Here is a 22,105-nt window from a genome sequence, read left to right on the forward strand (position 1 = left end):
GATCATTCGGTATTATTTTACCCATTCTCTATTCATGTATCCTGCTTGTTTCATATTTACACAAATATGAAAATAACCTTAAATTGATGATAAAAAAGCCAGGTAGCATGAATAATGCATTACCTGGCTTTTTACATTTTTAATTTAAATTCAACTAAACATTACCAATGAATAGTAGTAATATCTATATCAATCACTTATTTAATGATTAACATCTCATAAGGATGTTGTTCCATAAATCTATTCTCCCAAGGAATCTCTAATGATGTCCAATTTGAACCACCATCTACTGGCTGATACACTCCTTTATTGCTAAACAGATAGAACGTTCCATCACTTGTTGCCTTTAATACTGGTATGATTGTGCCTTTAGGAGTTGGTAAACCTGCATTCATTTCTGCCCAAGGCTGATCTTTTTCTTTCTTATAAATAAATGATTCACAATTTCCATTATTGTAATCATGCGCTACGTGTGGATTTGAAGATGTCGCGATAATAATATTTTCTGGATCATTTGGGTTAACTGCCATTTGATATGCATAATGATGCTTGAGTCCACTACACATATAGTTCCAAGTCTTACCTCCATCATTACTCTCCGCATACTCTTGACCTGGTTCTTTCAAGAATGAATCACCTAACACCCCGTATAAACGATTTGGAGCATTGCGATGTGATGTAAGAATGTGAATATCTTGAGGATAGTTCCCCTCTTTTTCCTCAGTCCAGGTCTTACCTCCATCTACACTTTTAATTAATCCCCCAACCTCAATCGTTGTATATATAGTTTCTGGATTATTAGCATCAATTTCAATATGTTTTACGTGGTGCGTATATGTTCGTTGAGGAAAGAACCATGATGAATACGATGGCATTTGTCGATAATCCGTTAGCAGTTCAAAGCTGTCTCCTCCATTTTTAGATACAAACATGGCGCTCGGTTCAGTTCCTACATATACGATCCCGTTACCGTCATCTCCCTTTGCTGGAGATACAGCAACTGCTGTAATAGCTCTCATATGAATGGCATTAGCCGGGAAGACTTCACCGAAGGAAGGTAACGTACCAATCGCTTCCCATGAACTTCCCCCATCTTTACTTCTCCATAATCCCCTATCAAAAGTACCACAATACATTCTTTCTGGATCGTATGGATCTAAAGCTAACGCAACTGGATTCGCACCTACAAACTGTGATTGGACACTCCATGTTGAGTCTTTTTTTTTCTGCAATTACAAGCTCTCTATCAAACGCTAATATAAATTTTTCCATAACTAAAATCTCCTCGTTTCATAATATATCTACTGTATTATTTAAATTTTCGCCATTACAATTTAAGAGGCGAATTTTATATGCTATAGCATATAAAAGATAAAATTTATAATCAATATGTGATTAAAAACTTACATTATATATTTTGTTAATTTCACATCAGTGCGATGAACAAGATACCCTGTTCACTCATATAAGTCCATATGCCACCTCCAAATAACTTACAATATACATGCTATAGCATACATATTATAGAATGCATGATTACATGTCAAACTTTAATACTGTCTTAGAGTAAGTTCTCTACATAGCCAAAAGCAATTCAACAGCCATAATATAAACGCTAATCAAATAAACAGAAACATTTTATTGAATAGAAAATAAAAAGAGTGCAACTTTGCACTCTTTTTACTCATTCTTTAATCTTAGAAATCAAAGTTATCAGGATCTGGACCAACGCGGTGATTTTGGTTTAACGCATCGATTTTTTCCATATCTTCTTTCGTTAATTCAAAGTTAAATACATCAGCATTTGCAATAATACGGTGTTCTTTCGTTGATTTTGGAATTGTAATTACTCCATTTTGAAGATCCCAACGTAAAATAACTTGTGCTGTTGTTTTGCCGTGTTTCTCCGCAATTGCCTGTAATGTTTCGTTATCTAATAATTGACCTTGCATTAATGGTGACCATGCTTCCATTTGAATACCTTGTTCTTTACAGAAAGCTTGTAGTTCTTTTTGTGTTAAACGAGGGTGGTATTCTACTTGGTTGATCATTGGTTTAATTTCTGCATCTTTCATTACATCTTGCAGGTGATGAATTTGGAAGTTACTTACGCCAATTGCACGTACACGCTTTTCTTTATAAAGCGTTTCTAACGCTCTCCACGTATCTTTATATTTCCCTTCTACAGGCCAGTGAACAAGATATAAATCTAAATAATCTAGTTTTAATTTTTTTAAGCTCTCTTCATATGCAGCAATTGTTTCTTCATATCCTTGATCTGCGTTCCATACTTTTGAAGTGATAAATAATTCTTCTCTTGAAATTCCAGTCGCTTCAATACCAGCGCGAATTCCTTCACCTACAGCTGCTTCATTTCCATAAATCGCAGCTGTATCGATGCTACGGTATCCTGCCTTAATTGCTGATTTAATTGCTTCTACAAGTTCTGGTCCTTCTTCTACTTTAAATACGCCTAAACCGAACCAAGGCATTTCTACACCGTTATGCAATGTTGTTGTACTTTGTAAGTTTTTCATTATATTTTCTCTCCTTTTATTTTACTTGATCTCGTTTTTCTAATGACATACTCCATGCTGTTAAAATAACAGCACCTACTACCATAATGCCGCCTACCCAAGCCGTATGAATTAACCCTAACGAATTCGTTACAATACCACCTAAATAAGCACCAAGAGCAATCCCGGCGTTAAACGCCGCAATATTAATTGCCGATGCAACATCGACAGCACTCGGTACAAATCGTTCAGCTAACATTACGACATATACTTGTAACCCTGGAACATTCATAAATGCGAATAGTCCCATGAAAATAATTGTAATTAACCCAGCTACTTTAAATGGCGCTGTAAATGTTAAAACAAATAATATAATCGCTTGAATAAAGAACATGTAAAATAGCGCTCGAATCGGATTATGATTCGATAATTTCCCGCCAATCACATTCCCTATTGCAATGGCAATTCCATACACTAATAAAATGATCGTAACTGTATTAGCTTTAAATCCTGTTACTTCTTGTAATAACGGAGATAAATACGTAAATGTTACGAATGTTCCCCCATATCCTAATGCAGTAATGATGAAAACTAGTAACAGTCTTCCGTTTGTAATCAATTTAAACTGATCGCGGAATGATACAGACGCACCTTTTTTCATATTAGATGGAATGAGAATACTATTTGCGATTAAGGCAATAATTCCAATTACTACAATTGCTAAAAATGATGTTCTCCAGCCAAATTGTTGACCAATAAATGTTCCAATTGGTGCCCCTGTAATAGTTGCAACTGTTACACCAGTAAACATAATGGCAATCGCGCTAGCACGTTTATTTTCTGGTACAAGTGCCGCAGCAATCGTTGAACCAATTGACATAAACACACCATGCGAAAGTGCAGAAACAATTCGCGCAATAAGTAATACAGTGAAACTTGTTGCGACAGCTGCAATTCCGTTACCAATAATGAAAATAATCATAATCCACATTAATAACGTTTTTCGTGACATATTAGCTGTTAACGACGTTAATACTGGAGCACCAAATGCTACGCCTAACGCATATAAAGAAACTGTTAAACCAGCTGTTGTCACCGACACATGTAAATCTTCCGAAATAGATGGTAATAAACCGACACTAACAAATTCAGTTGTCCCAATCCCGAACGCACTAATTGCTAGCGCTAATAACGCAAATATACTTCTTCGATTCGTCTGAACTTCTGAAGACGATGCTGTATATGAATTCAATTGATTTCCCCTCTTCCCTATAATTCCTATCATAATAGTGCGATAAAAAGGCCCTTTTATCTTTCAAAACATATATTTAATCTCTACAAACGCTATTATGAATGGTCTCATTCTCTTTTTAAAGAACGCACTTTAAAGTACTATAGATACTTTTTAGTACCGTAAAGCTTGTCTCTCTCCTACATGTACTATTATGAAATATATTTAACATAATGAATAGTACGCACTTTAAAGTGCTGTAGGTACTAAAAAGTAACATAGTTAATTACTAGTACCATAAAGCTTGTTTCCCTCTCACATGTGCTATTATGAATCATATTTAACATAATAAAAAGTACGTACTTTAAAGTACTATAGGTACTAAAAAGTAACATTTATATAACCTAGCTTATTTTGCTCCAAAATTAACATCTACATTCAACGAAGAAAGGTTTCATATGGAGAAATACTCTCTTCCTAGAGAGGCGACTTTAGAGGATATTACTTGAAAATGTAAAGGATCTATTCATTATCACAAACAAATAATAAAAAAGGCAAAAACGAACAGAAATATGTTCATTTTTGCCTTTTTATTAATTCATTAAAATGTACGACTTTTGGAAAGGAAATCTTTATCGGCTCCCGTTACACCACTTTGCCCCCAGTTTCCTGGAATCATTTCACGAATAAGAATTAGCACTTTATCCAAAGGTGCATGCGTATATTTAGAGGTTAATTGTGTAAGCTCATTTACCCACTTATCCTTCGTCTCTTGATCAAATGTATTCCATATATCAATCTTAATAATAGCCATTCCATCAACGTTACCAGACGATGTATCGTAGGACTCTTTTGTCTCCCAATTGGACACCCTACTTTTCTCAGCAAAGGTAGCATCACTTGCTACAGCTCCAGCTTTCCCCCAATTTTCTTTCTCAAGTTCCGTTATCAACACTTGAATTTTGTCAGGGACAATTTTTAATCGTTTTATTGTAAGTTCCGTTACATTATAAATGAATTCTTTCTTTTCTTCTATTGACATGGTTGGCCAAGTATTTAGTTCAATTAATGGCATAGTATTGCCCCCTAAAGTTAATTAATTATTTATTCACTAGCTACAACTGTTGCTTTAAATGATTTTTAACTGCCCTTACTACCAATTCGTGATCTTCTTCTGGTGGTAATCCTGATACTGTTATCATTCCAATAACCCCTACGTTTTTTACTCTGATAGGAAAGCACCCGCCAAACGCAGCATATTCTGAAGTATCTAAAAGATATTTTTCATTATATGAAATTCCAGTTATTTCACTTTGTATCTGCATATAATACGAGCTACGATCATGCAGGGAAACGACTCGCTTTTTACGCTCAATCCATTTCGTATTTTCCGCATTTGTCCCTGTCATCTTGAAATGAAATAATTGCACACCGTTTTTTGTTATATCAACAGCAATCACTTTACCCTCTTGCTTTGCTGTTTCCACGATAAATAAACCTAGTTGCAACGCATCTTCATTTGTAAAAGAGGAAAATTGAAGTGTTTCCTCCTCTTTTAAAATTTGTTTACTTATTTCATTCAAATTTGAAGAACTCATATTTTTAACCTCCATAATTGTTTTATGCCACACCGACATTTTTTTGAAATTATTAGGCCATATCGTACAACCTTTTAAACAATCTGAATCTAAATAAACTGTTATAACCTCATTAGTAACTAGTACCGAAAAGCTTGTTTTCTTCTTACTGGTGCTATTATGAATGATATTCAAAATTATAAAAAGTACGCACTTTAAAGTGCTATAGGTACTTTAAAGTACTATTTTACTTATCCCTATCTTACAGAGACTATTATGAAATATATTTAACATCTTAAAAATGTATGTACTAAAGAATAATATTTTTCATATCAAACTTTTTTGCTCAATGGCTGTAATGCAAGCCCATCAAATTTTTGTATAAAAACAAACGAAAAATAAAAGAACCTAGCCGATACTAGATTCTTTTCTTATCTACAAAATACTCTTATATTTCTTTTGAGTTGTTAAAAACGAATTAGAATAGAACTTCAACTAAAGGCCCATTTTAATTACAGTAAAAGATTGGTGAAACGATACATTACACCACCTAAAAATAGGAGGTAACAAAAATGAGTGAAAAAACAGCAGGCTTTTCACAAGTAAATCACGTCGGAATTACAGTAAGCAATTTAGAAAAATCTATCGTTTTTTATGAAGCATTAACAGGTAAGAAAGTATCAAACATTGATGAAATTGGCGGAACAAGAATGGCGCAAACACAAGGACTTGAAGATACTCGTATTAAATATGCCAATCTACACTTAGACAATTTGAACATCGACATTCTAGAATACGTTGCCCCTAAATCAGATAAAGCATCTTACTCAAATGATCAAATTAGTGCGATGCATCTTTGTTTTGAAGTAGAAGATATCGACGCCGCTGTAGAACGTCTAAAAGCAATTGGGGTAGAACCAGATGGAGAGCCAATTATCTTCCAAGAAGAAGATGGCTTGAAATCTGGATTTGGTACAGGCGTTGCCTACTTCCGTGATCCAGATGGTACTAATTTAGAGCTAATTGCTCCAAAAGGTCCATTTAGACGTGAATAATTAAAACAAATTAATACCGAAACAGTCACCTTATCTCTGAAAAGGTGGCTGTTTGTTGATAGATTAAATAAAAAGGACAAACTCTCCAACGTGAGAAGTTTGTCCCAAAATAGATATTTCATATTCCACTACTTTGACACTAAAATCAAAAATCGTGAATTAGAATAATGACTTAATACTTGCTAAAACAGTAAGTACACCTACAATAATAACAAATACGTTACTCATTTTCCCTTTGTACTTAGCTAATACCGGTACTTTTTGAATCGCATACATCGGTAATAGACATAAGATAGCAGCAACTAATGGACCACTTAGAGAATCAATAAGTCCAAGAATACTTGGATTTGTATAAGCAACAAACCAGCATGATAATACAACAAAAGTAAGGACGATTGTCTTAATTGTTTTTTCTTCAATATCTTTTCCACGTGATTTACCAAACTTAATAATCATGTCACGCATTACTTCAAATGCTCCGATATAATGGCCAAGGAATGACTTTGTAATAGCCACAAAAGCAATAATTGGAGCTGCAATCGTGATTACAGGCGAATTAAGCTCATTCGCAAGATATGAAAGAATTGATAAGTTTTGTTCTTTTGCCATTTTTATATCCTCTGGAGTCAAGCTCAATGCGCTACTCCAAACGAAGAACATAACAACAGCGAATGTCATGATATAACAAACCTTTTGTATTTGCGCACATTTCGCATCAGTGGCTTCGATTCCATACGTAGCTCTCTGTTTCACAACAAATGATGAAATCATAGGTGAATGATTAAATGAGAATACGATGATTGGTAGAATCATCAATATCGTCCCAAAATAGCCTGTTCCTGTTGAAGCAGTTGAAACAGCTGAAAAACTAAGCATTGACGTATTCCACTGTGGAATTAAAGATATTGCGATAAACAGTAGAGAAACGATGAAAGGATACACTAACATACTCATTACCTTTACAGTAATATCTTGACCAAAATTTAGTATAGCGATAAGACCAAGAACTAATACAAGTGATAAAATTGCTCTTGGAGGTTCTGGCATGTGCAATTGATGCACGATAAAACTACTTGCAGTGTTTGTAAGCGCAACCGAATACATTAGTACGATTGTATAAATTGAACCGAAATATACGATGTTAAAAATGATACTCGCTTTATTTCCAAAATACTCTCTAATTGTACCTGTGATCCCCTCATCAGCAGAATTAGAAGCGTATATCATTTTAGCAAGCGCCCTATGTGAGTAGTACATAACTGGATATGCAAGCAATGTAATTAGCAGTAAAGATAATAAACCACCTGAACCTGCATTAATCGGTAAAAAGAGCACCCCTGCTCCAATTGCAGTTCCAAATAGACTGAGTGCCCATGTAGTATCCTGCTTATGCCACTTTTTCGGATCTGCATATTGCTCATTGTTTAGTGCGGTATTTTCAGCTTGAACTTCTATTTTCTTTGCAGTATTCCCGTTCATATAATAACTCCCCCTTGTATCTATTCCTGCATCTCTCTTTGCATCTAACAAATATTCCCTTTCCGGAAAATGAATTCCTTACAAGTTGCCCCACATTGTATGTCCTTCATCATAATGAATCCAAATTGAAACATTCGCTAATTAGCGTCCTAATATAATTGTTAGCGTTCACAAAAAAGTTTACTCGTAATATCCGCTCTTTATATAAAGACCCCTTAAGAGAACAATATAGAATAGACTTCATAAATACGTTGCAACATTTCTAATAACAGTGTATTACTTTCATGGTTTCTCTTTTTTACTTTTAACAGTAATTTTAGCTAAACCGGCCTCTCTTCATTTGCGAGGCATTTCTTTCTCAATTCTATACATTAACTTTCATAACTTCGGTAGCACTGATGATATTGCTTACACAAGCCACTGAAGTACTTTACATACATTTCGCCTCTAATCACACACCTTTCTTACTAATAATCGCATTTTTTATATTTTCTCCAGAGATAATAAAATTTCTCTCGACGCCCTCATTATAACGTGTATATTTATAAAATTAATATTTTTATATTTTCAGAAATATTAATTGGATATAATTTTACATAGATAACATTTTACAGTTCGCATGCAACCCTTGTTCCTATCGCTTAAAACTGAATGAATTAGCATAAAACACAGTCACATATTATTTATCCAAGTTACTTATTATGAAGATACTTATATTCTTCTTTGTCAAAAAAATTTATTTTAATTTAAAAAGATATTCTAATAAATAATTAATGTGGTTAAAAAGAAATATCTTTTTAAATGTATAAACTAATTTTCAGGATATATATTATCAACATTGCATTCATATACATTTTTAGGAAGCTACCTTTTTACTTGATGGCAATAAGAGGACCGCTAACATTTTACAAAAACCTACGCTAAACGCAAAAATACAATAAGCTGCCCATATCGGGCAGCTTATTTACATAACAATTGTTATCAGAGGTGTGCAAACAACTGAATGCAATGTAATCTTAATTCGAATTTTTTCAACTCTTCTTCAGGAATATTTCTATATTTATAATGAATCGTTTTTATATCATTTCCTTAGAGATGATATTATTGATTATTGCACGATTCAACCTATTAAAAGCAAATCATGTAATCTCTAAAACCTCTCGTTAACTAGCTCTTTTATCGAGTTTAATTTTGAAGAAAGCTCGATAAACCATTCTTCGTCTCCTGTTAATAATGCAAGGTCTATCAGATAAAGGATTTGCTCCTTATTGATTACCTTTGATTCAGGAAGTTTGTTAACATGTTTACTAAAGAGTAAAATCGCTTCGTTTTTTGTGTACTTGTCGTCGCGTTTCACAATACTAACTGTAACTACATCTTCCACTTCATCAAGCGATACAACGTAACCAACTATAAATTCGCCCTCATTTGATATTCCACGAACCCAATCTCCTACTTTTAAAACTTGATTATTATTTGACATCATACTTTTTCACCTTCTTATAAATATTTTTTGTGGCGATAAAAATGAAATTAAACTGTAATATTTTCTATTACATTTAAATGGTAAGAACTTACGTCTCTATATAACAAGTAAGCCACTTAACGTTCTTGATTGATAAGATCAACAACTTCTTTCATTGTATAGTTCTTTAAATATTCACCTAAATGTTCTTCCGCACCTAAGAAAATAGTAAACAGCACTTTTCGCATGTTTGAACCTACAATGCACTGATCATTTGATTCTGGGCACTTAGGCTGCAACGCACCTTCAGAGGTTATTTGATAAATATGCCATAGATTAACTTCATCTAAATCCCGAGCGAAAATAAAACCTCCACCAGTCCCCTCTTTTGATTGTATAAACTTATGTTTTTTTAATAAACTTAGTACTTTGCGAATACGTACTGGGTGAACACCCGCACTTTCTGAAATCGCATTACTTGTTGACATCCGGTCTGGCTGTAAAGCTAAATAAGTTAAACTGTGTATGGCCAAAGTAAAGTCGCTGCTCATTGTTTTCCTCCTACGATCAAAAATATTGTTTCTCCTATATTAACATACTGTAGCCATAAATATTACAGATAGGTTAGTCAAACGTTAAAATATATAAGAACCATTCTTAGCATAAAGAAATACATTCCATAACTCCCTTTAGCTTTTTAAGTTAAACATACATTTAAAGACTCCATTGTTTCTTCACTTGCTCTTCTGCCAACTGTTTAATTTTTGTCCATATCGTATCTTTGCTTACAATAACATTTGTTTGATAATTTCTATCGTTATAATTGACTGTAACACATACTTCTATCATTTCCTGCTTCCTCCTTTCAAACAAATTTCTTATCTATATTTAAGTCCTGAAAAGTCTTGGGTTTAGTTATAATCTCTAACCTATAACTTCATTTTTTTGATAATCATATTTAAAAATCCCACTGTTTTTTGACTTGTTCTTCTGCCAATTGTTTAATTTTTGTCCACACCGTATCTTTGCTTACAATAACATTTGTTTGATAGTTTCTATCTTTATAATTCACTGTAACGCATACTTCTATCACCTTCAGTTTCCTCCTTTCAAAAAATTTCTCTCTCATACCATTACTTATTAATTAGCCAACTTTTGCAGTTCAATATTTAAAAATGTTCGAACGCTACGTGGTAAAAATTTACGAATTTCTTCGTCATTAAAACCAATCTGTAATCTTTTCTCGTCCAGCATAATTGGGCGACGCAACATTAGCGGATGCTCAATTATTAATTTATAAAATTCATTCAGCGAAAGCTCATCTATATTTATATTTAAGTCTTGAAAAGTTTTGGATCTAGTTGAAATAATTTCAGTAGCACCCTCTTCAGTTAAACGAAGAATGGATTTAAGTTCATCCACTGTCATAGAATTGGATACGATATTTTTTTCAGTATAATCAATTTGATTCTCCTCCAGCCATGCTTTCGCTTTTCGGCATGAACCACAGCTTGCTGTTGTATATAAAACCACCATATTTCACTCACTCCTTTAATGTTCTTTATAAAATGTACACTTTAAATATCGTTTGTTGAAATGTATTAAAAAAAATTACAGTTTAGAATCAAATTCACGTAATGTTAGTTATTCGGCAATGTTTCGTTTATTTTTTACTACTCAGTTCTTTGCATGCTTCTTTTATAAAATAGTTGAAACTACATTTTACAGATGATGACAACTCACTTCTTAAATCTATACTGTAATTTTAAACCTTACAGTTCTATTAATCAAATGTTAAGTCTTGGATTAATTAATCATTTTTTGTGAATGTCCCCATAGTGTTATGCCGACCCATTCCAAATGCACTTCAAAGTACATTTTATTCATTTCTTACTTACATGTGTTAGTATGAACGATATTTCGCATAATAAAAAGTACGTACTTTAAAGTGTTATAGGTACTAAAAAGTAACATATAAACTTTCTAGTGCAGTTCTACATCGGTTATTATAAACGATATTTCGCACAATAAATAGTGCGCACTTTAAAGTGTTATAGGCACTAAAAAGAAATAATTTTATTATTAAAGCGTATGTAAGTCCAAAACTGTAATCTACATTCATCAAAGGGGTTTTTTATGAAGACATACAATATTCCTGTAGAAGCGACTTTAGAAGTTATTGGCGGAAAGTGGAAGGTTGTTATCCTTTGCCATTTAAAAAAAGGAACAAAAAGAACGAGTGAATTAAAACGTTTAATGCCTGGTATTACACAAAAAATGTTAACACAACAATTACGGGAACTAGAAGAAGATGGTGTAATCCAAAGGAAGGTATATGACCAAGTGCCACCGAAAGTAGAGTACTCTTTAACGGATTACGGTTCGTCTTTAGGAGCTATACTCGATTCCCTCTGTTCCTGGGGAGAAGTTCATCTTGAAAAAACCGGGAACACATCCATGCTGATTACAGCAGATGAATAATAGCTGTTCCTACTATATTGAAAACAGAAAATAGGTTGAGGCAATACGTGCCCCAACCTATTTTTTATACCTCTTTATAACTTTTTGCAGTAATAACTGTTTCGAATTCAAAGGTTTCCGGCAAATGATCGGCGTAAGAGTATTCAAAAGTGCGTCCATCCGTTAAGTAGGCCACCTGTTCCACTCTCATTAGGAAATCTTGATTTGTTAAGTTCATAAACTGCTTTTCTTTATCATCCGGGCGAATTCCTTTAACCCTAACAACGGATGTTCCCACTTGAAGACCTAGTTTATTTTGAATGTGGGAGTAGATTGATTCCTCTAAAACAGAAACATCAACACCTGGAATGACCGAAATCGGCATCCATGTATGCTCCATAATCGTTGGAATACTGTGAATGATGCGGAGGCGGATGATTTTATATACAAAATCCCCTACTGAAATACCCAATTTTTCAGCAATGACTTCATCGGCACCGACAATCGTAAACTCAATAATTTTACTTTCTACCTCACTGCCATAAACAGCTTTTGTACCTGTTAAAGTTTGAATCATTCGCGCCTTTTCTTGCTGACGCCAATCTTGAACGACCGTTCCACTTCCGCGCCGGCGAATGATGTAGCCGTCTCTAACTAACAGATCCAGCGCCTTTTTTATAGTAAGGACAGAAACATCAAATTCTTCAGCAAGGACGGGGCTACTTGGAATTTTTTCTTTAATCTTATATTCGCCGTCTAAAATTTGCTGTTTCATTTTTTGATAAATGCCGAGGTATTTTACTTGTGTGGATCCGCTTGCCATTTCCATACCTCCTTTATGCTGTATTCCCTCTTCTATTCATTTAAGTTTAAAGCCTCAAGTTTGTAAACGGAAGGTGATGGCGCAGCAAATCCGTTTTCTAAGATTTCAATATTCGTTACCGCTTCTTCGTCTTTCACAAGCTTTGGTGCACCATTTACAATTGTTTCATACGCTGCATCATAAAAACGACCGTAATCACCAAGTGGCGTTTTAATTTGTTTTTCAATCCAATCACCGTTTGCGTTGCGATATTTCGCAATTCCATAGTACATCGGTGAATCTTCACCAAATCCTGCACTCTCAGGCATAATACCCGCTTTCAAATCATTTTCCTGCTGATCTTCACCATATTTAATAAACGATCCATTTGTTCCATGAACGATAAAGCGCGGATAATCTTTCGCTACAACATGGTTCGTTTTCAGTTTAATTTTCAACTTATTTCCGTAATGTAGACCAACATCGAAATAATTATCAACCGCACCTTCCACTTCATTATTACGAATATCGTATGTCACCGTATCTGGACGGCCAAACAGTGAAATCATACGGTCCATCGTATGAATACCTAAACTGTAAAATGAACCTTCTTCTTTCGGACCTTCGTGAGTGATTGAACCAGGACGGAAATAATCAATATGTGATTCAACCTCAACAATATCACCAAGGAATCCTTGTTCCACAACTTGCTTCACTGCTAAGAAATCACCATCAAAACGGCGGTTTTGATAAGGCATAACTACTACACCTTTTTCTCGTCCTAAAGCTAATAATTCTTTCGCATGTTCCACTGTATCGCAAAATGGTTTTTCAACGATAACTGATTTTCCAGCAAGTATAACTTTTTTCGCTAATTCGTAATGCGTATGTGCTGGCGTACAGATTGTCACTACTTGGATTTCTTTATCATTCAACAATTCGTTCAAATCAGTAGTGAAACTAACACCTTTTTCCTTATATGGAGCCGCTAATTCTTCATTAATTTGGCGAGCAAAAATCGTTTTTACTTTTATATTTTTACGTATATTCACATACGGTAAGTGATAGCGGTTAGCTGATTTTCCAAATCCAATAAAGCCCATTGTTAATGTCATATTCTTCAACTTCCTTGCTCATAAATTTTTGATTCTATATTTATTATATATTTTTATCATTAAAAGTATATAGTTTTGTTTTTAAAATTATATATAAAAAAGTCGAGATGGAAATCATTTTCTGATTCCAATCTCGACTTTAAGTTATAGACTTATGTCCTACCATCATTTTATTTACACTCGATGAGTAGTTACAGAGCTGCTTCATTACATGCTCTTATTCATACATATAAGAACGTGTCATCGGAATTGTATCGTTAATACCTTTTGTAAATACAAATTGATGTAAATCAATATTACCTGTAAAGAACGAAGCTGCACATGCATTTAAATATAAGCGCCACATACGAATGAATCGCTCATCTTTCGTTTTGCGAACTTCCTCCAGTACGTTTTCAAAATTTCGAGCCCAATGCTGTAATGTTTTCCCATAATGTCTACGTAAGCTTTCCACATCAACAATGTAAAATTGTTCGTTTGTCATGTTCGTGATTAATTCGTTAACAGCAGGAACATATCCGCCAGGGAATATATATTTTTCAATCCAACCATTCGTAGCACCACCATTGGCCGGAGAAGTAATACAATGAAGTAGCGAAATCCCACCATCATTTAGTAGTGCATTCACTGTCTCAAAGTATTGTGTAATGTTGTCTTTTCCTACATGTTCAATCATACCTACACTAACAATTTTATCAAATTTACGATTCTTAATATCACGGTAATCAAGTAAAGATACTTCAACTAAATCCGTAAGTCCCTCTTGTTTAATTCGTTCGGAAGTCTTAGCATATTGTTCCTCACTTAACGTTACTCCCATCGCTTTCACACCGTACTGCTTAGCGGCAGCTGTAATGAGCTCACCCCACCCGCAACCAATATCTAATAGCGTATCACCTTTTTGAAGGTTCAACTTTTTCAAAATATGATTCACTTTATTATGCTGAGCTGTCGTTAAAGAATCTTGCTCATTTTGGAAATACGCACAAGAATATGTCATTGTTTCATCAAGCCATAATTTATAGAAATCGTTCCCAATATCATAATGATAAGCAATATCATCTTTATTTTTTTGTTTTGAGAAATTCCATTTACTTTTGAAATATTGCAACTTACTATCACCTAAAAAGCTATCCTGCCTTTTATAAATAGATTGAATTGCTTTTTCAAGATTCCCTTCTATTTCAAGATCCCCATTCATATATGCTTCACCGAATGCAATAGAAGGATCCTTAGCAATCTCTTTTTTTGAAAGCGGCTTATGGAATGTTACATGAAATTGAGGTTCCCCTTCTCCATATTGTATTGTTTCTCCATTCCAAAGTGTAATTTGAACTGGATCTGAAAAAAGATTTTTAAGTATTTTTTTATAAAAAAGTTCTTCAACCATATAAACATCTCCTACTAAAGAAATTGAACAAAAAACTATACTAGTTAATAAGTCTTTTTGAACATAGCTTAAAACCGTTATGACTTCTTGCTACGAGTGTCATTATAAAACGGTTATATTATGAAGCATAGTACGTACTTTAAAGTGATGAAGGCACTTTTAAGTACCTATGAAAACTTTAATCCATTATTCATCACGGCTAAAACAACTGCTATTCTGGTATAGATCCCTACTTTTCACCGTAGTAACTTTCTAAAGTTTTATACTGAAAAAACACCACCTCATCAATAGGTGGCGTTTCAATATTACATATATAGATTTCACTTAACTTTACTATTTTTTCTATCTATGCATCGTTCTCCCCATACGGTCAATTGATTTAATACATTTTGCAAAGACCACCCATAATCAGTTAAGGAGTATTCTACTCGGGGTGGAATTTCTTTATAGATTTCACGTGTAATCACACCATCATCTTCTAGCTCACGTAATTGTTGCGTCAACATTCTAACAGAAATTTCAGGAATTAGACGCTGCAACTCGCTCGTTCGCTTCGTTCCTTTCGTTAAGTGACATAAAATGACGACTTTCCACTTTCCCCCGATAATTTCTAAAGTTGCTTCTATCGGTATATTGTATTGTTTCACGCGATCTCCCTCCTTTTTTCTAAATTTCTTCTCTATTGTTACGTAAAAACAAATAATTTTCTATACGGCACATTTTAGTTCCTACAGCACAAAAAAGTACCTATATTACCAAAAAGTAATTATGCCGTTTAAAAATATTCCTATATACAAAAAGAAAAACGAACGTATTCTCGTTCGTTTTTTTCTTGTTTATTCTGCTGTAATGAGCATAGACGTGTTGCCATTCTTTTCAAGATGATGTTCTCCCCAGTTACAAAGAGAATCGAGTATAGCATCTAAAGAATGACCGTATTCCGTTAACGAATACTCTACTTTTGGCGGCACTTGGTTATACACTTTTCTCTCGATTACACCATCTTCTTCTAATTCACGTAATTGTTGCGTTAACATCTTTTGTGTAATACCAGACATTAATTGTTTTAATTCGCACGTTCTCTTTTTATCTTTCTTTAAATGACAAAGGATCACTACTTTCCACTTCCCACCGATAACCTGTAAAGTCGCCTCTACAGGAATATTGTATGTTTTCATATAAAAATCTCCTTTAATAATGTGATAAGGCAAGTAAGCTAAAGATTTAAATATTACTTTTAAGTATCTATAGCACCTTAAAGTACGTACTTTTTATCCTATTAAACATGTTTCATAATAGCATACGTAAACAGCAGATGAGTAGTACGGCACTAAAAAGTACCTGTATTACTTTTTAGTATCTATATCACTTTAAAGTACGTACTTTTCATTATGTAAAATACATTTCATAATAGCATTTGTAAGAGTTGAGTGAGTCATGCAGTATTAGAAATTACATTCTTGTCCCGGTACTTTAAAGTGAGTATTTTTATCATACATTTTGTCCGACGATGAAATGACATATTTTCATTTTCACATCCATTCACAATGATGAATTAATTTTCAAATACATTTTAGGAGGATATTAATAATGAGTAAATTACTAAAAGAAAAAATTGGTTTTGGTACAGCACCACTAGGAAATATGTACCGTAATATTCCAGAAGAAGAAGCAATCGCTACAGTGGATGCTGCTTGGGATAATGGCGTTCGTTACTTTGATACAGCTCCACTTTATGGATCTGGCTTAGCAGAAATTCGTCTTGGCGAAGCACTATCAAAAAGAAATCGTGATGATTACTTTTTAAGCACAAAAGTCGGTCGAACGATTTCAGATGAACTAGAAGATCCATCTGCACGCGATTTAGGTGAAAAAGGCGGACTTTTCGAATTTGGCCGCAAAAATAAAATGATCAATGACTATAGTGCAGATGCAACACTTCGTTCTATTGAGCAAAGTTTAAAACGTTTAAAAACAGATCGTCTAGACTTTGTTTTCATTCATGATTTAGCTCAAGACTTTTATGGTGATGAGTGGATTTCACAATTTGAAACAGCTCGAACAGGAGCATTCCGTGCACTAACACGTTTACGTGAAGAAGGCGTTATTAAAGGCTGGGGACTTGGAGTAAACAAAGTAGAATCAATTGAACTAATGCTTGATTTAGAAGAAGCGCAGCCAAATATATCCTTACTAGCTGGTCGTTATTCATTACTAGACCACGAGCGTGCATTGCAACGAGTAATGCCTGCAGCTGTTAAGCATAATATGGATATTGTTGTTGGTGGCCCATATAGCTCAGGTATTCTTGCTGGGGGTGCTCACTTCGAATATCAAAAAGCATCACCAGAAATCATTGCAAAAGTTGAGAAAATCAAAGCTCTTGCAGATCGTCACGAAATCAGTATCAAAGCTGCTGCATTACAATTTTCACTAGCGAATCCAGCAGTTGCTGCCGTTGTTCCTGGTGCAAGTAAACCGGAACGAATTGTAGAAGACCAAAACGCCTTAAATACAGTAATTCCAGCAGCATTCTGGGAAGAAATGCGCGAACAAAAACTAGTAGCACCTAATGCACCACTACCAATCAACGTAAAATAAATTGAAACCTTAACCAGTGGGGCAATCCCCACTGATTATTTACCCGCAAATACCGGGATGAAAAGGAGCGTAATGAACATGGCACAGACTACTACATCTATGGAAATTTTCGGTTCACCTGAACAAGTATGGCAATTAATCGGAGGTTTCAACTCCCTTCCAGACTGGTTACCTTATATACCTAACAGTAAATTAACGGAAGGCGGTCGTGTACGTCACCTAGCTAATCCAGATGGTGACACGATTATAGAACGATTAGAAGTATTCAATGAGAAAGAACGATACTACACGTATTCAATCATGAATGCACCATTCCCAGTCACTAATTATTTATCTACAATCCAGGTGAAAGAAGGTACTGAAAGTAACACATCGGTAGTAGAGTGGTCTGGTACGTTCACTCCTGTTGAAGTTAGTGATGAAGAGGCAATAAACCTTTTTCATAGTATTTACAGTGATGGACTGAAAGCATTGCAACAAGCATTTCTAGATTGAGCTATTAAAAACAATGAAAAGCAAAGCGATATCGCTTTGCTTTTTTATAAAATCCCTTTTAACTTTTCACCAATTAACTTCGCTACATACTCATAGCCTTCTGGTCCAAAGTGTAGCCCATCTTTTTCATCATTTTCTACAAACCTTTTATAATTCCGTTCTTGAATCATTTCAGCATACAAATTTAGAAAATAGCTTCCTGTTTCTTTCGCCACTTCCTCTACCACGTCTGCATACTGACCGAGTACTTCATTTGTTCTATTATGCTGTCTTTCTTCATCAACTGGGGCAGGACTAATAAGCAGTACTTTACCTGAAGAAATATGGTTCACAATCTTCTCTAAATTTTCTTTGTATGCTTGTAATGACCCTTGCGAAAAAGAGACTGCATCATTTGTACCAAGAAAAACTGTTACGAAATCTGGTTTATGTGATAATACATCTTCTTTAATCCTTTTTAACGCATCAAACGTATTATCACCTGGAACACCTGCATTCACTACGTTCCAATTCGGAAACATCTCTCGCAAACGTGGTGTTAACCTCGGTGTTCCATTGAAAAACATTTCATCAGCTGTAATACTATCCCCAAAGTATACTAACGTTTTCATAAAACTAACTCTCCTTTTACGTATGAAACAACTTTCCTTCTACCGCCTTAATATATCTTTCAGCAGAACGTTCCACTGCCTCAATTGCATTCTCTTTTACTACTCGATGAAAAGCGTTGTATAAACGATTAAACTGTAACGGCTTCACTCGATTCACCATTTCTTCCACTTTTCTCGCTGGTAATGGAATTAAGTTTGGATAGCTGTACATAAAGCTTACCCATCGTTCATCCGCTACAACTTGAATAATATCACCTGTTAACAAAATTCCTTTCCCATCATTACCTTCTTCCCAATGTAAGACAGATCCACCTTTAAAATGACCACCTAAACGATGAATAACCAATCCATCCGCTAATTGTAAAGACTCACCAGACCAATAAATAATACGACTACTCGGGCGCATCACCCACTCTTTATCATCTTCGTGTATATAAATCGGTACATCAAATGTCTCTGCCCATTCTACTTGTGTTGAATAATAATGAGGATGAGACAAGGCAATTGCATCTAGTCCACCAAGCTCTTTTATTTTCGCAATTGTCGTTTCATCTAAATAAGTAATACAGTCCCATAGTAAACGATATGATTCTGTTTTCACTACATATGCCGTTTGACCAATCGCAAATCCTGGTTTTGTTGTAATACTAAAAAGCCCATTTTCCTCTTCGATTATTTCATTTTTATATGTATCACTTGTTTGTAAGCTTTCTAGCGTCGTCCAAGACTGCCCTTTCGGATTCACATATTGTCTCTCTTCATCACAAATATGACAACTCACTGGTTCTTCTACACCCGCTGCATACTGCACGCCACACGTTGTACAAACGAAATTTTTCATCATAATTTCCCCTATCCCTCTATTTTTATTAAGCTGATTTTTGTTGATAATGATCTGCTTTTTTATTTTCAATTAATAAACTGATAAAAGTAAGTAAATAAACACCTGTAACGGATAATGGAATAACAGTAAATCCTTTTTCTGCAAAAAGAATCCCGCAAACTGACGTTACGAATACAGTCCCTACGGATAATAAACCATAACTTTTGCTTTCATAAATCCATACGTACGGGATAAAATGAACACCTATTAACATCGCTACTACAAAAGGTAACCATTCTGGAAATTGAAAATAGGCAAGTAATACAAGCGGAATATTCAATACATTTATCCCACCAATTAATCCTGCCAAAACCCCTAACGGGTTTCCTTTCGCAAACATATCAATTTTCAATATAGCAGCTATCATTAATCCAAAAGGAAACACACATCCCATACCGATTAAATATACCCACACCACTTGTTTTTCAGAAAGAACAAAGCCCATTATACTCATAACTATCCAAAATAAAACACCAGCTAATATAATCGGTAATCCTCGCTTCGTTTTGATTGCTAAATCCTTTTTCGCGTCTGAAACATTCATTTCACGATCCCCCCAAAAATATTTGTACTATAAAGTCACCTCAACCTCGTCCATCCAATAACGCCAAGCTGCTAAATAATCTTCTAAATCTTTCGGGTGATGTCTTAAACACGTATCTATACGCAAATATAATCCTATAACTATTTCTTCATATAAATCACGTTCTGTTTTATGAAATACACATTGTTTCATCGCATAATCAATCGTTTCTTTCGTTACATCTTCCGGGGTTGAACAGAACGCATAAATTAAATCGTATATAGGATCTCCTAACACTGGTAGGGGATCAATTACACCATGTAGCATATTTCCTTGAAATATAAAATTATGAAATCCAAGATCACCATGCAGTAAAAATGGATGATTTATTCCAGTCCCTCTATTTGGGCTATTTGCTAACTTAAGAACTGTTCTATACTCTTCCTCACTTATGTAACGTCTTACATTTTCATAAGCTTCCACCACATTTGTCGTTAAAAATTCATTCCAAGATTGAACCGGACTTTCTTTCCATCCCCAGCCATCTATACGTGAAACTATTTCATACTTATTAATAACTTCTTTTACAAGGGTACTAAGCGTAATTCTTTTTTGTCCTCGTCCGCACGAAGTACTACCTTCAAGGAAAGAATACACAATATATGTATGTAAAGGTTCCTTATACAAAAGATTTGCAAACAAAGTATTCCTTTCATAAAAAGAAAGAAAAATAGCTTCTTCACGTATTACTTCCGCTTCATTAAGTTTTACAACGTATTTTTCATCCAACAAATATACAGTACTTGTCGTTCCCCCGTTCAGCACTTTTACGCTAGTTGGATAATGTGAAATCACTTTCTCCTTAACTAGTTGTGCAGCGATTGTTGAAATGTCCATTCCCTCACCCTTTAATCCCGAAGATTTCTTCAATTCAAAAGACAACTTTACTATTATTTGACAAACACAAGGGAATTCCTCCTAAAAATCTTAATATAACAAAAAATAATTTTATTTCATTGCAACTGCTTCCTTCAATATTTCATCAAATAATTCATTCCATTTATGATAATGTGATACAATTTCTTCACTCCAAATGATCTTCATTTAATCTAGTAATTTCTATTAAATTATCTCTTTCTTTTAACTTACGAGCTAAACTTTCTACACCAAAAACTTCTGTAAATGTGTGGCTACCTACTATTAAGTTAATGCCTTTAAATTTCGCATGTTGCACTGTGTATAATGTTTTTTCTCCAGTTATATACGTGTCACACCCTTTTTCTAATGCACGTTCAATCAAATTTGTATTGTTCCCTGCACCAGTTAAAATCGCAATTCGTTTTACTGGTTTATCATGGTTTCTCCAGCTCTTCACTTTCTCTTCCATTTTTTCTTCAAGTCTTTCAACCAAGTTTAAAAATGCAATCGGTGCTTTAAATTCTCCTATTCCAGGTAATTCCTCTTCCTCATACGTAGAGTATTCTAAAATTGTATCTATCGCAATTTCATTAAATAATGATGTACACGTACCAAATTCAATAAAATCTAACGGCAAATGAATCCAAAAATGATTCATTTCATATTGTTTTAATTTCTCAATACAAGCCTCTTCCATTCCAAATAAAAAACTCCACGGTGCATGATGTGTAACTATCATGTCGATTCCATTTTTATACCCTTCTTCAATCGTCTCTAACGTCAAATTTGTTGTGTAACCAATTTTGTGAAATTCATCTTTACTTATATGAGTAAATCCATATTCACCATCACCGTATTTATGAAGATGCTCTCCAAATAATGATGTTATATATTCATTAAATTGCGTTATATTCATTTTTATTTCTCCTTTCATTTACTTTTATATTTCAAAAATAAGGAAATACTAACAACAACGTTACATAC

24 protein-coding genes and 1 pseudogene are annotated in these 22,105 nt (G+C 34.3%); 4 read left to right on the forward strand and 21 right to left on the reverse strand.

The window, feature by feature from the left end; genetic code table 11:
- Window positions 1–197: 197 nt before the first annotated feature.
- The 5 genes and pseudogenes from ACTFR9_RS09015 to ACTFR9_RS09035 all read right to left on the reverse strand — a co-directional run bounded on the left by ACTFR9_RS09015 (window position 198) and on the right by ACTFR9_RS09035 (window position 5,384).
- Window positions 198–1,272 (reverse strand): annotated as a pseudogene (locus tag ACTFR9_RS09015) (WD40/YVTN/BNR-like repeat-containing protein).
- A 425-nt stretch (window positions 1,273–1,697) separates the two neighbouring features.
- Window positions 1,698–2,537, reverse strand: coding sequence for an aldo/keto reductase (locus tag ACTFR9_RS09020; protein ID WP_000793584.1), 840 nt, complete (start codon window positions 2,535–2,537; stop codon window positions 1,698–1,700).
- A 16-nt stretch (window positions 2,538–2,553) separates the two neighbouring features.
- Window positions 2,554–3,768 (reverse strand): MFS transporter, encoded by a 1,215-nt coding sequence (locus ACTFR9_RS09025; protein ID WP_001089895.1) that lies wholly within the window; start codon window positions 3,766–3,768, stop codon window positions 2,554–2,556.
- A 580-nt stretch (window positions 3,769–4,348) separates the two neighbouring features.
- A complete protein-coding gene (locus ACTFR9_RS09030; RefSeq protein ID WP_001128292.1) occupies window positions 4,349–4,822 on the reverse strand; it encodes a tautomerase family protein in 474 nt (157 codons plus the stop codon).
- A gap of 40 nt (window positions 4,823–4,862) precedes the next feature.
- Entirely contained in the window at window positions 4,863–5,384 is a 522-nt protein-coding gene (locus tag ACTFR9_RS09035; protein ID WP_175556114.1) for a heme-degrading domain-containing protein, read from the reverse strand.
- A 512-nt stretch (window positions 5,385–5,896) separates the two neighbouring features.
- On the opposite strand from ACTFR9_RS09035, the gene ACTFR9_RS09040 reads away from it, so the two are divergent.
- Window positions 5,897–6,379 carry a VOC family protein gene (locus ACTFR9_RS09040; protein WP_001291681.1) on the forward strand — a complete coding sequence of 161 codons (483 nt, stop codon included), beginning with the start codon at window positions 5,897–5,899 and terminating at the stop codon, window positions 6,377–6,379.
- A gap of 159 nt (window positions 6,380–6,538) precedes the next feature.
- Here ACTFR9_RS09040 and ACTFR9_RS09045 read toward each other — a convergent pair whose 3' ends face one another.
- The 6 genes from ACTFR9_RS09045 to spxA all read right to left on the reverse strand — a co-directional run bounded on the left by ACTFR9_RS09045 (window position 6,539) and on the right by spxA (window position 10,859).
- The gene (locus tag ACTFR9_RS09045) at window positions 6,539–7,858 is read right to left on the reverse strand and encodes an aromatic amino acid transport family protein (RefSeq protein ID WP_001014181.1); all 1,320 of its coding nucleotides are present in this window, start codon (window positions 7,856–7,858) and stop codon (window positions 6,539–6,541) included.
- 1,150 nt (window positions 7,859–9,008) lie between these two features.
- Window positions 9,009–9,344: an IDEAL domain-containing protein gene (locus ACTFR9_RS09050; protein ID WP_000987474.1), complete on the reverse strand. Its 336-nt coding sequence runs from the start codon at window positions 9,342–9,344 to the stop codon at window positions 9,009–9,011.
- Window positions 9,345–9,460: 116 nt separating this feature from the next.
- Window positions 9,461–9,874, reverse strand: coding sequence for an Rrf2-family transcriptional regulator SaiR (gene saiR / locus ACTFR9_RS09055; protein ID WP_000093217.1), 414 nt, complete (start codon window positions 9,872–9,874; stop codon window positions 9,461–9,463).
- Between the two features lie 163 nt (window positions 9,875–10,037).
- The gene (locus tag ACTFR9_RS09060; RefSeq protein WP_000573531.1) at window positions 10,038–10,172 is read right to left on the reverse strand and encodes a BA3454 family stress response protein; all 135 of its coding nucleotides are present in this window, start codon (window positions 10,170–10,172) and stop codon (window positions 10,038–10,040) included.
- 109 nt (window positions 10,173–10,281) lie between these two features.
- Complete coding sequence (locus ACTFR9_RS09065; protein WP_000573519.1) at window positions 10,282–10,416, reverse strand: BA3454 family stress response protein; 135 nt, start codon at window positions 10,414–10,416, stop codon at window positions 10,282–10,284.
- Window positions 10,417–10,463: 47 nt separating this feature from the next.
- Window positions 10,464–10,859: a transcriptional regulator SpxA gene (gene spxA, locus ACTFR9_RS09070; protein ID WP_000261180.1), complete on the reverse strand. Its 396-nt coding sequence runs from the start codon at window positions 10,857–10,859 to the stop codon at window positions 10,464–10,466.
- 600 nt (window positions 10,860–11,459) lie between these two features.
- Between spxA and ACTFR9_RS09075 the strand changes: the two genes are divergently transcribed.
- A complete protein-coding gene (locus tag ACTFR9_RS09075; protein ID WP_000860831.1) occupies window positions 11,460–11,804 on the forward strand; it encodes a winged helix-turn-helix transcriptional regulator in 345 nt (114 codons plus the stop codon).
- Between the two features lie 64 nt (window positions 11,805–11,868).
- Here ACTFR9_RS09075 and ACTFR9_RS09080 read toward each other — a convergent pair whose 3' ends face one another.
- The 5 genes from ACTFR9_RS09080 to ACTFR9_RS09100 form a co-directional block, all read right to left on the reverse strand.
- Window positions 11,869–12,606 carry a GntR family transcriptional regulator gene (locus tag ACTFR9_RS09080; protein ID WP_000146299.1) on the reverse strand — a complete coding sequence of 246 codons (738 nt, stop codon included), beginning with the start codon at window positions 12,604–12,606 and terminating at the stop codon, window positions 11,869–11,871.
- 32 nt (window positions 12,607–12,638) lie between these two features.
- Window positions 12,639–13,700: an oxidoreductase gene (locus ACTFR9_RS09085; RefSeq protein WP_000176610.1), complete on the reverse strand. Its 1,062-nt coding sequence runs from the start codon at window positions 13,698–13,700 to the stop codon at window positions 12,639–12,641.
- Window positions 13,701–13,917: 217 nt separating this feature from the next.
- Entirely contained in the window at window positions 13,918–15,090 is a 1,173-nt protein-coding gene (locus tag ACTFR9_RS09090; protein ID WP_000229049.1) for a cyclopropane-fatty-acyl-phospholipid synthase, read from the reverse strand.
- A gap of 320 nt (window positions 15,091–15,410) precedes the next feature.
- Window positions 15,411–15,737, reverse strand: coding sequence for a winged helix-turn-helix transcriptional regulator (locus ACTFR9_RS09095; RefSeq protein ID WP_000816333.1), 327 nt, complete (start codon window positions 15,735–15,737; stop codon window positions 15,411–15,413).
- Window positions 15,738–15,926: 189 nt separating this feature from the next.
- Window positions 15,927–16,268: a winged helix-turn-helix transcriptional regulator gene (locus ACTFR9_RS09100; protein ID WP_000860838.1), complete on the reverse strand. Its 342-nt coding sequence runs from the start codon at window positions 16,266–16,268 to the stop codon at window positions 15,927–15,929.
- Window positions 16,269–16,680: 412 nt separating this feature from the next.
- Between ACTFR9_RS09100 and ACTFR9_RS09105 the strand changes: the two genes are divergently transcribed.
- Window positions 16,681–17,691, forward strand: coding sequence for an aldo/keto reductase (locus tag ACTFR9_RS09105; RefSeq protein WP_000040518.1), 1,011 nt, complete (start codon window positions 16,681–16,683; stop codon window positions 17,689–17,691).
- 78 nt (window positions 17,692–17,769) lie between these two features.
- The gene (locus ACTFR9_RS09110; protein WP_000079489.1) at window positions 17,770–18,186 is read left to right on the forward strand and encodes an SRPBCC family protein; all 417 of its coding nucleotides are present in this window, start codon (window positions 17,770–17,772) and stop codon (window positions 18,184–18,186) included.
- Between the two features lie 44 nt (window positions 18,187–18,230).
- Here ACTFR9_RS09110 and ACTFR9_RS09115 read toward each other — a convergent pair whose 3' ends face one another.
- From ACTFR9_RS09115 to ACTFR9_RS09135, 5 genes are all read right to left on the reverse strand, one after another.
- Complete coding sequence (locus ACTFR9_RS09115) at window positions 18,231–18,797, reverse strand: SGNH/GDSL hydrolase family protein (RefSeq protein ID WP_000855412.1); 567 nt, start codon at window positions 18,795–18,797, stop codon at window positions 18,231–18,233.
- Window positions 18,798–18,813: 16 nt separating this feature from the next.
- Window positions 18,814–19,641, reverse strand: coding sequence for an MBL fold metallo-hydrolase (locus tag ACTFR9_RS09120; protein WP_001997879.1), 828 nt, complete (start codon window positions 19,639–19,641; stop codon window positions 18,814–18,816).
- Between the two features lie 25 nt (window positions 19,642–19,666).
- Window positions 19,667–20,224, reverse strand: coding sequence for a DUF7010 family protein (locus ACTFR9_RS09125; RefSeq protein ID WP_229136763.1), 558 nt, complete (start codon window positions 20,222–20,224; stop codon window positions 19,667–19,669).
- A gap of 27 nt (window positions 20,225–20,251) precedes the next feature.
- Window positions 20,252–21,100, reverse strand: a complete 849-nt coding sequence (locus ACTFR9_RS09130; RefSeq protein ID WP_229136764.1) for an aminoglycoside phosphotransferase family protein — start codon at window positions 21,098–21,100, stop codon at window positions 20,252–20,254.
- Window positions 21,101–21,287: 187 nt separating this feature from the next.
- Window positions 21,288–22,037, reverse strand: coding sequence for a Nif3-like dinuclear metal center hexameric protein (locus ACTFR9_RS09135; protein WP_048557280.1), 750 nt, complete (start codon window positions 22,035–22,037; stop codon window positions 21,288–21,290).
- Window positions 22,038–22,105: the final 68 nt, after the last annotated feature.

The organism is Bacillus cereus group sp. MYBK222-1 (assembly GCF_051916425.1).
Taxonomy (GTDB): domain Bacteria; phylum Bacillota; class Bacilli; order Bacillales; family Bacillaceae_G; genus Bacillus_A; species Bacillus_A paranthracis.